Source organism: Emticicia agri (genome assembly GCF_004168285.1).
GTDB classification, from domain to species: Bacteria; Bacteroidota; Bacteroidia; order Cytophagales; family Spirosomataceae; genus Emticicia; species Emticicia agri.
Genome location: NZ_SEWF01000030.1, coordinates 20,538 through 35,428, shown reverse-complemented (window position 1 = coordinate 35,428; position 14,891 = coordinate 20,538). Strand labels below are relative to the sequence as shown.

The window sequence follows — 14,891 nt, the reverse complement described above, 5'->3', positions numbered from 1 at the left end:
TTTTTATCTGTTATTTTAATAAAAAAGCATAAAAAATATTATCAAACGGATACATTTCACAGCAAAATACAATTTGAACTATTCTTTTGTGTGTATAGTTTAATTGTTAAAACAAACAATGTAATGACAAACAAACCAATTCAGATAGATATAGTTTCTGATGTAGCGTGTCCTTGGTGCTACATTGGTAAAAAGCACTTAGAAAAGGCCTTGGCTGGCATAGAAGGTCAGAATTTTCAGGTTACCTGGCATCCTTTTCAGTTAGACCCAACTATTCCGCAGGAAGGTTTGCCTCGTGAAGAATATTTTGCCAATAAATTCGGAAGCCCGGAACGCATTCAGCAAATGCACCAGAGAGTAGAAGGGGTAGGCGAAAAAGCAGGGATTCAGTTTGAATTTGAAAAAATGCCAAAGGTGATTAATACCATTCCTTTACATAAAATATTGCATGTAGCCAGAGAAGAAGGGACACAAAATGACCTGGAAGAAAAAATCTTCAAAGCGTATTTTACTGACGGTGTTGATTTCTCTGATAAAGAAAATATCATTGCCTTTATGGAAGACTTTGGTTGGGCACGTGAAAAAACAGAAGATATTCTGGCCGACGACCAGATTAGCTATTGGGTAACGCAGGAAATTAAACACTTCCAGAATCTGGGGGTATCGGGAGTACCATTTTTTATTCTGAATAATAAATATGGTTTAAGCGGAGCGCAACCAACAGAAGTTTTTCAGGATGCCTTGCAAAAATTAATAGAAGAAACAAAACCAGTAGCAGTATCAGGGGATGCCTGCGAAATAGGTGGAGAAAATTGTTAAATTCACCATGCGGAGAGAGGCTTTTTTAGCCCCTCTCCTTTTTCAAGGAGAGGGGTTGGGGTGAGGATTATTACCAGATTCTCACCCTTTTTTCAGGCGCACGATACATCTTATCGCCTGGTTTTATATCAAAAGCCTCATAAAATTCATCAATATTTACCACAGGCCCGTTTACCCGAAGGAAACTGGGTGCATGCACGTCAGTCATGATTTTATTAGCCAATGCCTCGTCTCTTGATTGGCCCATCCATGCCAGCGCCCAACCCAGGAAAAAGCGTTGAAGTGGCGTAAAACCATTTATTTTCTTACCTGATTTGTATTGTTCTGTTTTTTTGAAAGCTTCTAACCCTAAAATAAGTCCTCCTAAATCTGCAATGTTTTCGCCTTGAGTAGCCTCCCCTCTTACATGAAGCGAATCTAATACTACGAAATCATTGTATTGCGCTATAATTCCTTTGGCACGTTTATTATATTCATCGCCATCTTTTTTAGTCCACCAGTCAGTCAGGTTACCTTTTTCATCAAATTGGCGACCCTGGTCATCAAAACCATGCGTAATTTCATGGCCAATTGTCGAGCCTCCGGCATAGGCATAAATAATGGCATCGTCTAATTGCTCATCTGTAAAACCAGCCACAAAGAAAATAGCCGCAGGCAATACAATTTCGTTATTCGATGGGTTGTAGTAAGCGTTATAAGTCTGTGGTGTCATACCCCATTCTGTTTTGTCAACAGGCTTACCAATTTTATTGATATTATACAGATACCACCATTGGCTGGCTCTCATAATATTCTGTACGTATGAATCTCTTTTAATTTCTAAGTTTGAGAAATCTTTCCATTTATCAGGATAACTCACTTTAGGCATCACCGTTGATAGTTTTAGTAATGCTTTTTTCTTGGTACTGTCTGACATCCAGTCTAATTTTTTGATACGCTCTTCATAGGTACTGAAAATATTCTTCACCAGTTCTTCATAACGTTTTTTGGTTTTATCAGAATAATAATTCTTAACGAAAAGCTGTCCTAAAGCGTCTCCTAATAAATTCTCTTCTAAATCTAATACCCGTTTCCAGCGAGGTTTCATTTCTTTTACTCCACGCAATACTGTTCTATAGAAATAAAAATCTTCTTTGGCAAATGGGCTGCTTAATTCACTCGCATAGTTGCTGACAAAATTCCAGGTCAGGTATGCCTTCCATGTCTCTATCGGTGTAGTTTTCAGCAATTTATCAACCGCTGTATAAAACTCGGGCTGACCTACAATGGCAGTTTTTACCTGTGGCATTTTCATTTTCACAAATAAATCCTTAAACTTCATAGAGGGTGCCAGTTTATCTAATGCAGCCAGATCCATCTTATTGTAGTTTTTGTAAGGGTCTCTCAAATCTTCTATTTTACGAGAGTTCTTGGCTAAAGTTTCTTCCAGGGCATATACATTAGTCATGTTTTTAGTAGCAGTGGCCTCGTCATTCCCCAATAGCTTAAACATACGCTGTACATGCGCTTTATACTCTTTGCGGATATTGGTATTACGACTATCAGTGTTGAAATAATAATCTCTGTCGGGTAGTCTTATGCCTCCCTGGTATAAATGCAGGGATTGTTCTTCACTATTTTTCTCGTCCTGAAATACATAAGCACCAAATAAAGTACCTATGGCATAGGTTTGTTGAAGCGCTACTTCATTCAGAACCCCTTGTAAATCAGTAATAGCAGCAATACGGTCTAAATCGCCTTTTATATGGGTAATACCTTGCTTTTCTATGCCTACGGTATCCATACCCATAAACCAGAAATCTCCGATTTTCTGCTCGTTTGAACCCGCACTACCCGATTTCTTAGCCGACTCTTCGCTGATACTTCTTAAACGTGCATAAGTCTCTTCCTGTACCATACTACCTATACCCCAACTACTTTCTGAAGCGGGAATAGGGTTCTGTTTCAACCAAGTGCCGACAGCATATTTGAAAAAATCATCTTTAGGCGATACCGTTGTATCTACTACTTCTTTGAGAATATCTCTTTGGGCAGATTCAGAGGAATTTGATTGACAAGAGATGAGATAAATACCCGAAACCAATAAAATGCCTGATAATAAAAATTTAGGCGTAGTAATAGCTTGCATAAATTAAAAAAGATTGAATGAAAATGATAGAAAATCTTTGGTTTAAATTTGAGAAGATTTTCTGAAAAACTCACTTTTCTCTCCATAAAATTTCTATGACTAAGTTATTCTTTATTACACTTATCATCATTGCGCTTGCCATACTCTTGTTAAATGCCTGTGGCCCATCAAAAAAACAAGCCAATGAAGAAAAAGCAACTGAAACAGAGGCCTCAAAAAGCTATGATTTTACTAACCCTGTACAAAAGAAGAAACTACCCAGGAGTCTGAAAGAAATATCAGGTTTATCTTACTATAAAGACAATCAACTGATATGTGTGAATGATGAGCAAGGCAAAATATTTATCTATGACCTAAGCAAAGAAGATATTGTTAATAAAATAGATTTTGGAAAAGCCGGAGATTATGAAGGCATAGAGTTTGTCGGCAATGAGGTGTTTGTCATGAAAAGCAATGGTAAGATTAAGGTTTTTGCTATGACTACTCATGCAGAAAGAGAAATTGATTGTAGCAATGCTGACGTGGTAGAATATGAGGGCTTAAGCTACGATGCTTCAACCAATAGTCTGCTTTTAGCTACCAAAGAACATATAAAAGCCAAAGATAAGGTGAAGCGTATCTATAGTTATGATTTAGCCAGAGAACAACTAAGTGTCAGATTTGTCATTACAAAAGACATGGTAAAGAGCAAAAATGGGGATACAGATTTTCATCCATCGGGTATAGCTGTGCACCCATTGAACGGAGATATTTATATAATTGCTTCGCAAGGCAAAAAACTATTGATTCTGGACAAGGAAGGAACGAAGAAAGATTTGATAGCATTGAATGACAAAATGTTTTTTCAACCGGAAGGTATTTGTTTTACACCATCAGGCGATTTATATATCTCTTCGGAGGGTGATGAGAAGAAAGGCTATATTCTCAAATTTATTTATAATTAAGTGGGATTTAATACACATTTTTGTTTGTTCTGCTATAAACGAAATAGTAATTCTGAGCACTGAGATTGAATCTTTTATAGGGCTTTGGGCTTGATGAAGATAATCAAAAAGGGTTTTGCGGATAAGCTATTTTGTCTAATTTTGCATCAAAATTTATAATAACCAGAAAATTATATATTATGGCACAGTATGATGTTGTAGTACTTGGGAGTGGGCCGGGCGGCTATGTTACCGCTATCCGTGCTTCACAATTAGGCATGAAAACTGCCATTGTTGAGAAAGAAAACCTTGGGGGTATCTGCCTTAACTGGGGTTGTATTCCAACAAAGGCATTGTTGAAGTCTGCCCAGGTGTTTGAATATATTAAACACGCAAAAGATTATGGAATTGAAGTAGGCGAATCGAATGCCAATTTTGAAGCAGTTATCAAACGTTCTCGTGGCGTAGCTGATGGCATGAGCAAAGGGGTTCAGTTTCTGATGAAGAAAAATAAAATTGATGTTATCTACGGAACAGGCAAAGTAAAGGCTGGTAAAAAAGTAGAAGTAACCGATGCCGAAGGTAAAAAATCTGATGTAGAAGGTAAATACATCATTATTGCTACTGGTGCAAGGGCTCGTCAATTACCGAATATTCCGATTGATGGCAAAAAAATCATCGAATACCGCAAGGCGATGAGCCTTGAGAAAAAACCGGATTCGTTATTGGTAGTAGGCTCAGGGGCTATTGGGGTTGAGTTTGCGTATGTATATGCAAGCATGGGTACCAAAGTAACCATTGTAGAGTTTATGCCAAACATTGTTCCGGTTGAGGACGAAGATATTTCTAAAGAATTAGCTAAGGCTTACAAAAAAGCAGGCATTGAAATTTATACCAATTCAAGTGTTGAGAAAGTAGATACAAGCGGCAATGGTTGTGTTTCGACAGTAAAGACGCCTAACGGAGAAATCAAAATTGAAACAGACATGGTATTGTCAGCAGCCGGAATTGTAGCCAATATTGAAAACATTGGCCTGGAAGAAGTAGGCATTGCTACTGAAAAAGGTAAAATTACAGTTAACCAATGGTCAGAAACTAATGTACCGGGCTACTATGCCATTGGGGACGTAACACCAGGCCCTGCATTAGCACATAAAGCATCGGCAGAGGGTATTATCTGTGTTGAGAAAATAGCCGGACACCACCCACAACCAATGGACTACAAAAATATTCCGGGTTGTACTTACTGTACGCCTGAGATTGCCTCAGTAGGTTATACAGAGAAAGCAGCTAAAGAAGCCGGATACGAAGTAAAAGTGGGTAAATTCCCATTCTCGGCATCGGGTAAAGCCAAAGCAGCAGGTAGCCCTGAAGGCTTTGTAAAAGTAATTTTCGATGCCAAATACGGTGAATGGTTAGGTTGCCACATGATTGGGGCAAACGTAACTGAAATGATTGGAGAGGCAGTAGTTGCCCGTAAACTGGAAACAACCGGAATGGAAATCATCAAATCGGTTCACCCGCACCCAACTATGTCAGAGGCTATTATGGAAGCAGCAGCAGCAGCTTATGGCGAAGTAATACATTTGTAATAATTCATAGGTATATCCATAAAAAAGGGTGCTTGCCAGTTGGTAAGCACCCTTTTTTGTATATCAATATTCAGGAATATTTCAGACTGTCTACAAATACAAAAGGGGCAAATATTGCCCCTTTTGTACCACCTTTTTTAACCTAAACACTACCCTAAAAACGCGCGGAGCATCCATGCCATTTTTTCATGCTGCCCCATGAAACCTGTGAGTAAGTCAGTCGTAACTGCATCTCCCAGTTTTTCATCTATATCTTCAATGTCTTTACGCATATTTGTTATAAACGCTTCGTGGTCTGCTAACAAATTGCTTATCTGAGCATCTTGTTTGTCTTCGTAAGGACCCTCCTTTAATCGGGTCGTTGCCAGAAAATCTTTCATTGAACCGTTAGACTGATGGCCTAACTGGGTAATTCTCTCTGCAATCTGGTCTATTATATCTCTTAAAACTTTATATTGATCTTCGTAAAATTTATGTAACTCCATAAAACGAGGACCCTTGATATTCCAATGATAATTACGGGTTTTTGTCAAAATCACGTGTTCGTCTGCTAAAATAACCTGTAATAAATCAACAATTTTTTTAATATCGCTCTCGGGTAAACCAATGTGCGCTTTCATGACTATAAAGTTGTGTGTATCTTAATTAAGCCTGCTTCATTTTTGATGAAGTAAACTTCACTCGTTTCATGAAATTATTGAATTCATGGTTTCGAGAACCTGTTGTTCTGCCATCCCAGTTTTGCGTATTGTTATTCACAATTCTGAGCAAAACCACCGCCATACTGAACATGGTAATTATTCCGATTATGAAGATGATGGGTGTCATGATTTCAATAATTTGATGAAACGATTCTTATGTCTTAATAGTTAAAAAGTTTGTACCATATATTTTTTCGAGCAAAAAAATATATTTTTTCAATAAAAAGTGTGGAAAATGTGGCATTTTGGGAAAATTAGTGTGGAATTTACACCCCAATTGTGGTTTTCACTATAAGATTGACAGATGGTATATATTATTTATAAGTAATACTATACCAATTATAGTGCAGTTGTATTATTAGAACAGATTTAAATTTAAGCCACAGCCACTTATGAAATTGTTAAAAGCAAGACTAAAAGAATATTATTCTTTTGCCGAAGAAGTATTCTCTGAATTCAGCACCGATAACGCAACCAAACTGAGTGCCTCCTTATCTTATTATACTATTTTTTCACTGGCGCCTATGTTAGTAGTTATTATTTCGGTAGCGGGTATATTTTATGGCAGAGAAGCCATACAGGGTCAGTTGTATGGACAAATTAACTGGCTGATTGGTAAAGCTGCTGCTGCACAGGTAGAAGAACTCATTAAAAACGCCAGGCTTTCACAAAAATCCGGCATTGCGGCTATTATAGGTACTGTAACTCTTCTCATTGGGGCAACCGGGGTTTTTGCAGAGATACAAGACTCCATCAACTTTATCTGGTCTCTAAAAGCCAAGCCAAAATCCGGTATATTGAAATATCTCTTTAACAGGCTTCTGTCGTTTTCATTGATACTCTCTTTAGGTTTTTTATTAATAGTTTCTTTATTAGTAAATACATTCTTAGATATTTTCAGCCAACGCTTGCAGTTATTTTTTGAAAACATAACAGTATATCTGTTTATGTTCATCAATCTGGTAATTGTATTCTCTGTTATCACCATCTTGTTTGCCACCATATTCAAAGTATTGCCTGATGGAAAAATAGCCTGGAAAGATGCGTTTTTAGGCGCAGGTGTAACAGCTATACTGTTTATGATAGGTAAATTTCTGATTGGTTATTATCTGGGTCAGTCGAGCATCACTACTACGTTTGGTGCGGCAGGTTCTGTAATTATTATTCTGCTCTGGGTATATTATTCATCAACTATACTCTTCTTAGGGGCAGAATTTACCAAAGTCTATACGCGTCATTACGGAACACCCATACAACCGAACAGGAACGCTGTTTTATTAGAAAAAAAGGAAATAGAAGTAAAACAACCAAAAATTCATTAGAACTATGGAAACTAAATTCAATGCAACTAAAATCAGAACATTACAAATACTCAATTTTCTGTTTTTTTTAGGAATGATATTTGTAAACTTTCTGGCCAACTTTTTACCGATTAATGGCAAAAATACAGGCGAGGTATCAGACCAATATCCCAATTTATTTGTTCCGGCAGGGCTCACATTTTCTATCTGGAGCGTGATTTACTTATTGCTATTTGTTTTCTGTATTTATCAGATGACCTCTTTGTTTAAATCGAAGATAGACCCTTATGTAGGTGAGATTGTAAGAAAAATCAATGTTGCGTTTATTCTGACTTGTATTATTAACATGACCTGGATAGTAGCGTGGCATTACGACCTGCTTGTAGTAAGTGTGCTATTAATGCTTCTGCTACTAAGCCGATTGATATACATAGATACCCAGATAAGGTTATTAGAACCTTATCTGACCAATACTCAGAGTTTTATTATAAAAGCTCCTTTCGGACTATATTTAGGCTGGATTTGTATTGCTACTATTGCCAATATCACGGCCTTATTGGTAAACTACGGCTGGCGAGGATTTGGCATGAGCGAAGAATCGTGGGCTTCTATGATGGTATTGATAGGTTCGCTGATAGGAGTAGTTGCTATCTTACGTTTTAACAACTTCTATATTGGTCTGGCGGTTATCTGGGCATTAAGCGGAATTATTGTTGAACGCAAAAGTGATAGCATATATTATGAATACATTGTGTTAAGTGCCTGGGCCGGAATTATTATGGTAGCCATCAGCGTATTTATTGAGTTATTCAGAGGCACATTCAGAAAAAGACAGCCACTGGTACATGATCATATGTAAACATAAATGAATTAATCAAATGGTTATCAGATAACCATTTGATTAATTTAAAGAGAAAGTTATAATAAATTCTGTACCTTTTCCTACCTCCGAATTAACATCAACAGTAGCTTTATGCGATTGAATAATATTGAGTGTAGCAGCAAGCCCCAAGCCAATGCCATTGTTTTTAGCTGTAAAGTATGGTTCAAATAAACGGCTCATATTTTCAGGGCTGATACCCGTACCATTATCTTTGATAGAAACATAATAGTAATTGTTAGCAATATAGCTCTTGATTGTTAATTGCCCTTTACCCTCGTCCATCGCTTCTACTGCATTAATGATAATATTCAGCAATGCAATTTTTATCTTATTGGCGTCAAGGTTCAATAACGCATCTTCACCATATTGTTTCTCTAACTTAATATTTTTCAGATTAATACGGTCTATTGCCTGCTCAAGAGTTTCATCAAGAATTTTATGCGCCGACATTTTACTGAATGCCAGTTCAGATGGTTTTGAGTTATTGAGTAATTCAGTTATCAAATCACTGATTCGCTGACCGTTTCGTTTGATAATACCTAAGAACAACTTAGAATCTTCATCCTGAAGCTCACCTTCCAGTTGCTCTACCGATAAATGAATGTTAGTGAGTGGATTACGAACTTCATGCGCTAATGTACGCACCAAACGCCCTGTTGCCGCCATTTTTTCCATCATCATGGCTTCACGTTCGGCTTTTCGTTGGGCTGTTACATCATGTATGATACTTAAAAAAGACTCTTTCCCCTCGCTGTTTTTTTGTTTCTGGGCATCAATCAGGCAAATTTTCCTTTCGTTTTTCTTAGTAATAAAAATAGCTTCAAATTTGTCTATATTCCCTTTCTCCTCAAGTTTTTCGTTAAACAAATGCCATATTTCAGGCTTTTCAAAGATTTTAGCCGTACTCATATTATTAAGCTCTTCAGCTTCATAACCAAGCATTTCTAAAGTGGCCGGGTTATAATAAATAAAGCTACCATCTTTGGGTTGCGTAACAATAATACCTTGCCTGACATGATTAAATATAGTGCGGTATTGCTGCTCGCTTTCCTGAAGTGTTTTAAGAGTTTCGGCACGTTCAAGCGAATATCTGATACAACGCTCAAGTTTTTCAGAGTCTAATTCACTTTTAATCAGATAATCTACCGCCCCGAGTCTCATGGCTTCCATATCTATTTTATGGTCGCCCTTGCCGGTAAGTAAGATAATGGGGCTCTGACATCCTTCCTGAATGGCTCGCTTTAATAAATCAAGCCCGGTTTTTGCACCAAGAAGGAAGTCAAAAAAGCAAATGTCATACTCGCACGATTTTACTTTACCAACAGCATCATCAAAATTTTTTGCCCAATCAATGGAAAATTTTTTGCCTCTTATGTCATTTAGATAATCGCTTGTCAGGAAAAAGTCATCTTCATCATCATCCACGATTAACACCCTGATTATGTCGAAATCTTTCATGTGTTATATTTTGGTAATTGAACAATATCAAACCAGTAATTGCCTAAATTTTTCATTACCTCTACCAGTTCAACAAACGTAACCGGCTTGGTAACAAAACTATTTACGCCTAAATCATAGGTACGCAAAATGTCTTCTTCAGCTTTTGAGGTAGTTAAAACAATTACAGGGATACTTCTTAAGTCGTCATCGGATTTTATTTCTCTTAAACACTCACGTCCATCTTTTTTTGGCATGTTCAAATCGAGCAATATTACTCCAGGACGTGGTGAACTTTCAGGGTCACTATATTTTCCTCTTCGTTTCAGATAGTCCATCAACTCTGCACCATCTTCTGTAAATCGGAGTTCATTCAATAAAAAATTCTCTTCTAAGGCTTCTTTAGTCATGCTTCTGTCATCCGGGTCATCATCAGCCATCAAAATCACTATACTCTTTCTGTCTTTTTGTATTTGAATCATTATTACTAAATTTTAGAGAGTTTGGGTTAAAAGTTTTAGTATTATAATTAAGCTATCGTTATATCTTCATTTTACCTAAAGGTTATAGCTCTTCATTTTATTATAAAGCGTTTTTCTATCAATACTCAGTACCTGTGCGGCTTTACTTTTATTATAATTCACCTGCTTTAGCACCTGCAAAATCATTTCATATTCGGCATCCAATGCTGCCGATTTCAGATTAGGTTTAGCGGGTTCTTCCTGTTTTGGAACTATATCTTCACTAATAACAGGCTGCGTGGGCTCTGAGAATAATAGTCTTGAATAGTTAATAATTTCAAATGGCAAAGACTTCGACTCAATATAATCTCCGTCAGAAAGCAACGTTGACCTTTTTACTACATTACGCATTTCTCGTAAGTTGCCATACCACGGATAGCTTAAAAAGGCGGCTTTCACGTCTTCGTCAAAACCTTTTATATCTTTCCCTAATTCGGCATTAGTAGTTTCAAGGAAAAACTGTGCAAACTCTAAAATATCAGCCTTACGGTCTCTTAATGGTGGCACATCGAGACTGAATTCATTGAAACGATGATAGAGGTCTTCTCTGAATTTTCCTTTACGGCACGATTCCATCAAACGTTCATTTGAAGCCACCAGTATTCTTACATCTACCGAAATTTCTTTATTACCACCTATGCGGCGTAGTTTTCTCTCTTGCACCACACGGAGTAAGGCTACCTGTACATCATAGGGTAGGTTGGCTACCTCATCCAGGAAAAGCGTACCGCCATTAGCCATTTCAAAATGCCCGATTTTCTGGTTTAAAGCACCAGTAAATGAGCCTTTTTCATGCCCGAACATTTCACTGGCAGCTAATTCTTTTGAGATGGCTCCACAGTCCATGGCTATAAAAGGGCCATTGGCTCTTTTGCTTCTTTTGTGGATTTCCTGTGCTATAGACTCTTTTCCTGAACCGCTCTCACCATAGATAATTACACTATAGTTAGTAGGTGCTACCAGGTCTATCTGGCGATACAGGTTTTTAGACTCAGGACCGTTGCCAAAAATGTAATTTGAATCCGGTTTTGATCGTGTGGATTTATTAGTGGACTTAGTAGCGCCATTTTCTTTTTCAGCAGTAGTTTGCATGCTGCCGTCTGGTTTTTCTCCACTTAATGCTTTCTTAATTGTAAGCAGGATTTCATCAGGGAAAAGCGGTTTGGTAATATAATCAAAAGCCCCTTGTTTCATTACATCAATGGCAATCTTGATATCAGAGTAGCCGGTTATAATCAGCACAGGTACCTCGGGGAACCGCTCTTTGATTTTTCTTAAAATTTGCCCTCCGTCTAAATCTCCTAAACGAAAATCTGTCATCACTAAATCCGGCGAAAAGTCTTCCAATAAACTTAATCCGGTTTGTCCATTCTGGGCTATAGCTACTTCATAACCGTTTTTGCTTAAAAAACGGCGAAGCAAAAGACAAATATCAGTGTCATCATCAATAACAAGGATACGTTGCATAAATAATATATGGTTGTTTTAGTATGTACGTTCTGAATAAAATAGTCTTATAAAATTCTTCTTAATTGCGCCGACTGGATACCCAGATGGTCGCGGTATTTTGCTACAGTACGACGGGCAATAGGATATCCTTTTGCTGCCAGCAAATCGGCTAACTGAAAATCATTAAGCGGCGTATTCTTATCTTCATTTGAAATTAAAGTAGCCAATGTCTGTTGAATTTCACGGTTGGATACCTCAGTGCCTGATTCTGTGAAAATCCCCCCCGAGAATAAATCTTTTAGATGGATAGTACCGAAAGGCGTTTGTGCATATTTTCCGCTGGTTACTCTTGATACAGTCGAAATATCCATATTAATGATTTCTGCCACGTCTTTCAGTGTCATAGGCTTCAGTTTCTGAACATTTCCGGATTTAAAAAATTCTTCCTGTAATTTTACCAATGTCCGCATGGTTTTGAGCATAGTAGTTTCTCTTTGCTGAATCGCATCAATCAACCAGTTAGCTGCCGAAACCTTGGTGTGGATATAGTGTGTTGCGGCTTTATCTGTACTACCCTGTAATAAATCCTGAAAAGAATTATTGACTTTTAATGGCGGAATCTGATTGCTGTTTAATGACACTTCTATTTTGTTGTCTTCGTAGTAGACCAGGTAATCAGGTATGATATTATCTTTAACAAGGATAGAACTGGTGTTTTCTTCTGAAATAGGCTTGGCATTTAAAGAAGTAATAATGTTCATGGCCTCTTTCAGTTTCTCGGTGCATATCTCACGTGAGCGCATGATTTTCTCGTAGTTGCGTACAGCCAGATCATCAAGGTTATTCATTACTATCTCATAAGCCAGATCTACATCATGTCCTTCTTCTCTTTTATGATTTAGCTGTATCAACAAACATTCCTGCAGATTTGAGGCGCCTATACCAATAGGATCTAACTGACGGATAACCTTAATCATGGCATCTACATCAGGTGTATCAACAAAAATATTATTAGTAAACGAAACATCATCTGCTATGGCTTCTGAATCATATTTCAGAAAACCGTTTTCGTCTAAAGAATCAATAATAAAATCACCTATTAACAACTGGCGTTCGTTCAAAGCTAACACATGCAATTGTTCTTTCAAATCATCACGCCATGATATTTGCTGCACAATGGGAGCAGAATAAAAATCATCGTCGCTACTAAAGTTATTGAGTTGGGTTTTGTAGTTGGGCGTATCATCATCATACTCGTCCCAATCAAGATAATCAGAGTTATTGCCTTGAAGCAGGTCTTTTTCATCTCTGTCAAAATCGTCAGAATCAGCACTATCATCGCTGGCAGTTGCTTCTTCTAACATAGGATTCTCCTCTAACTCCGTTTTTATATGCTCTTCAAGTTCCAAAGTGGAAAGCTGCAAAAAATTAAGCAGTTGTATCTGAGACGGAGAAATTCTTAAAGTCTGTTTCTGGGTCTGGCTGAGATTTAGCATGGCATACTGTTTTATATAAGCGTATATATATCAATTTATAGCCCACATATAGAGAAGTCAGAAAAAAACAAAAAAACTAATTATAATATTTTGATTATCAACACATTAGAAAATCAATATTTTTTTCTAATTATATTTCTTAAAGTTTTATAACTGCAAAGAATGTAAAAAAATCCACAATGTGTAGATTAAATTCTACATATTTTTTAATTTAACCCCTTTACCAGGCACAATACCACTCTATCATGAAAAAAAGTCTACAGTTTATTTTTTCTTCGTTTATCGTCTGCATTGTGCTATTAGCTATATTAAGCTGGACTTCCTATCAGAAAATCAAAGACTCAACTACCTATGCTGTATCAGTAGAAAATACCCATGAGATATTAAGAAAAAGTGAAGAACTTATTTCTATTCTGAAAGATTTTGAAACCGGGCAAAGAGGCTATATCTTAACCAGAGAAAGAGTTTTTTTAGAACCATACTATAGAGCTGAAAGCCGGATAAATCAGGTTTACCGAACATTGCAGTTTCAGATAAGAGATAATCCTTTACAAGTAAAAAGGCTGGATACTTTAAGAGTTGCCATACTAACAAAAATCCGTTTATTAAGACTTAATGTCAGAGAGGCAGAGCAGAATAATCAATTAGATAAAGAAACATTTCTGGCAGGTAAACAAGAAATGGATAAAATCAGGGTTATAGTCAATCGTTTTCAGGCTACTGAAAAACAATTATTAGAACAAAGAAAAGCCCTGAAAAATAAAACTAATAAGCAAACTACCTCTTTTCTACTCTTACTATCTGTTTTCTCTTTTGCTTTATTAATTGTGTGCTTTTTATTGATATTCCTTGAGCTTCAGAGAAGATTAAAATTCCAGCACCAGTTAGAAAATAAGATTGACGAATTGAATCGTTCGAATGCAGATCTGGAGCAGTTTGCGTATGTATCTTCACATGATTTACAGGAACCTCTCAGAAAAATCAGGGCATTCAGCGACCGGTTGGTAAGAAAACATAGTGATTCGTTGAATGAAGATGGAAAGGAAACCCTTGAAAAGATTACGTATTCGGCCGAAAGAATGCAAACACTCATTAATGACCTGCTTGATTTTTCAAGACTGGTAAACCGGAAGGAAATAGGTTTCCAGGAAGTGAATCTGCAGGAAACTGTCGGCAGGGTAGTCAACGATTTATCAGTGAAAATTGAAGAGAAAAAAGCGCAGATAAATGTAGAAAAATTGCCGTATATTTGGGGCGTTTCTTTTCAGTTAAACCAGTTATTTCTGAACCTCATCAGCAATGCGTTAAAATTTTCAGCCCAGGATAGAACACCTGTGGTAGATATCAGCTATAGTCTGGTAAAAGGTGGTGAAATAAAAGGTATTGAAAAAATAAGAAAAGAACTTGATTACCATAAAATAGTAATTAGTGATAATGGAATTGGCTTTGAAGAAGAATACGCTGAAAAAATATTTGTTATTTTCCAGCGCCTTCATGCAAGAAACCATTATGAAGGTACCGGAGTCGGATTGGCCATTTGCCGTAGAATTATGAGCAATCATAACGGTTTTATTTTTGCTGAAAGCCAATTGGGCGAAGGTGCCAGATTTATATTATATTTCCCTACAAAATAACAAACCT

13 protein-coding genes are annotated in these 14,891 nt (G+C 37.0%); 6 read left to right on the top strand and 7 right to left on the bottom strand.

From position 1 onward, the window contains the following. Nucleotides 1-123 precede the first annotated feature (123 nt). The gene (locus EWM59_RS18435; protein WP_130022727.1) at nt 124-819 is read left to right on the top strand and encodes a DsbA family oxidoreductase; all 696 of its coding nucleotides are present in this window, start codon (nt 124-126) and stop codon (nt 817-819) included. Nucleotides 820-889: 70 nt separating this feature from the next. Here the strand turns inward: EWM59_RS18435 and EWM59_RS18430 are convergent, their stop codons facing one another. Beyond that, nucleotides 890-2,947, bottom strand: coding sequence for a M13 family metallopeptidase (locus tag EWM59_RS18430; RefSeq protein ID WP_130022726.1), 2,058 nt, complete (start codon nt 2,945-2,947; stop codon nt 890-892). 95 nt (nt 2,948-3,042) lie between these two features. Between EWM59_RS18430 and EWM59_RS18425 the strand changes: the two genes are divergently transcribed. Both EWM59_RS18425 and lpdA read left to right on the top strand, forming a co-directional pair. After that, entirely contained in the window at nt 3,043-3,891 is an 849-nt protein-coding gene (locus EWM59_RS18425) for an SdiA-regulated domain-containing protein (protein WP_130022725.1), read from the top strand. 179 nt (nt 3,892-4,070) lie between these two features. Next, nucleotides 4,071-5,462: a dihydrolipoyl dehydrogenase gene (lpdA, locus tag EWM59_RS18420; protein ID WP_130022724.1), complete on the top strand. Its 1,392-nt coding sequence runs from the start codon at nt 4,071-4,073 to the stop codon at nt 5,460-5,462. Between the two features lie 149 nt (nt 5,463-5,611). Here the strand turns inward: lpdA and EWM59_RS18415 are convergent, their stop codons facing one another. Both EWM59_RS18415 and EWM59_RS18410 read right to left on the bottom strand, forming a co-directional pair. Further along, the gene (locus EWM59_RS18415) at nt 5,612-6,082 is read right to left on the bottom strand and encodes a Dps family protein (RefSeq protein ID WP_130022723.1); all 471 of its coding nucleotides are present in this window, start codon (nt 6,080-6,082) and stop codon (nt 5,612-5,614) included. A gap of 25 nt (nt 6,083-6,107) precedes the next feature. Beyond that, nucleotides 6,108-6,290 carry a hypothetical protein gene (locus EWM59_RS18410; RefSeq protein ID WP_130022722.1) on the bottom strand — a complete coding sequence of 61 codons (183 nt, stop codon included), beginning with the start codon at nt 6,288-6,290 and terminating at the stop codon, nt 6,108-6,110. A 265-nt stretch (nt 6,291-6,555) separates the two neighbouring features. Between EWM59_RS18410 and EWM59_RS18405 the strand changes: the two genes are divergently transcribed. Both EWM59_RS18405 and EWM59_RS18400 read left to right on the top strand, forming a co-directional pair. Then, nucleotides 6,556-7,485 carry a YihY/virulence factor BrkB family protein gene (locus EWM59_RS18405; protein ID WP_130022721.1) on the top strand — a complete coding sequence of 310 codons (930 nt, stop codon included), beginning with the start codon at nt 6,556-6,558 and terminating at the stop codon, nt 7,483-7,485. Nucleotides 7,486-7,489: 4 nt separating this feature from the next. Beyond that, nucleotides 7,490-8,323, top strand: coding sequence for a TspO-related membrane protein (locus tag EWM59_RS18400; RefSeq protein WP_207220020.1), 834 nt, complete (start codon nt 7,490-7,492; stop codon nt 8,321-8,323). Nucleotides 8,324-8,365: 42 nt separating this feature from the next. On the opposite strand, the gene EWM59_RS18395 is transcribed toward EWM59_RS18400, so the two are convergent. The 4 genes from EWM59_RS18395 to rpoN all read right to left on the bottom strand — a co-directional run bounded on the left by EWM59_RS18395 (nt 8,366) and on the right by rpoN (nt 13,250). After that, the gene (locus EWM59_RS18395; protein WP_130022720.1) at nt 8,366-9,805 is read right to left on the bottom strand and encodes an ATP-binding response regulator; all 1,440 of its coding nucleotides are present in this window, start codon (nt 9,803-9,805) and stop codon (nt 8,366-8,368) included. After that, nucleotides 9,802-10,266: a response regulator gene (locus tag EWM59_RS18390; RefSeq protein ID WP_130022719.1), complete on the bottom strand. Its 465-nt coding sequence runs from the start codon at nt 10,264-10,266 to the stop codon at nt 9,802-9,804. Before EWM59_RS18390 ends, EWM59_RS18395 begins: the two co-directional genes overlap by 4 nt. A 75-nt stretch (nt 10,267-10,341) precedes the next feature. Then, nucleotides 10,342-11,772, bottom strand: coding sequence for a sigma-54-dependent transcriptional regulator (locus EWM59_RS18385; protein ID WP_130022718.1), 1,431 nt, complete (start codon nt 11,770-11,772; stop codon nt 10,342-10,344). A gap of 47 nt (nt 11,773-11,819) precedes the next feature. Next, nucleotides 11,820-13,250 (bottom strand): RNA polymerase factor sigma-54, encoded by a 1,431-nt coding sequence (rpoN, locus tag EWM59_RS18380; RefSeq protein ID WP_130022717.1) that lies wholly within the window; start codon nt 13,248-13,250, stop codon nt 11,820-11,822. A gap of 245 nt (nt 13,251-13,495) precedes the next feature. On the opposite strand from rpoN, the gene EWM59_RS18375 reads away from it, so the two are divergent. Then, a complete protein-coding gene (locus tag EWM59_RS18375; protein WP_130022716.1) occupies nt 13,496-14,884 on the top strand; it encodes a sensor histidine kinase in 1,389 nt (462 codons plus the stop codon). Nucleotides 14,885-14,891: the final 7 nt, after the last annotated feature.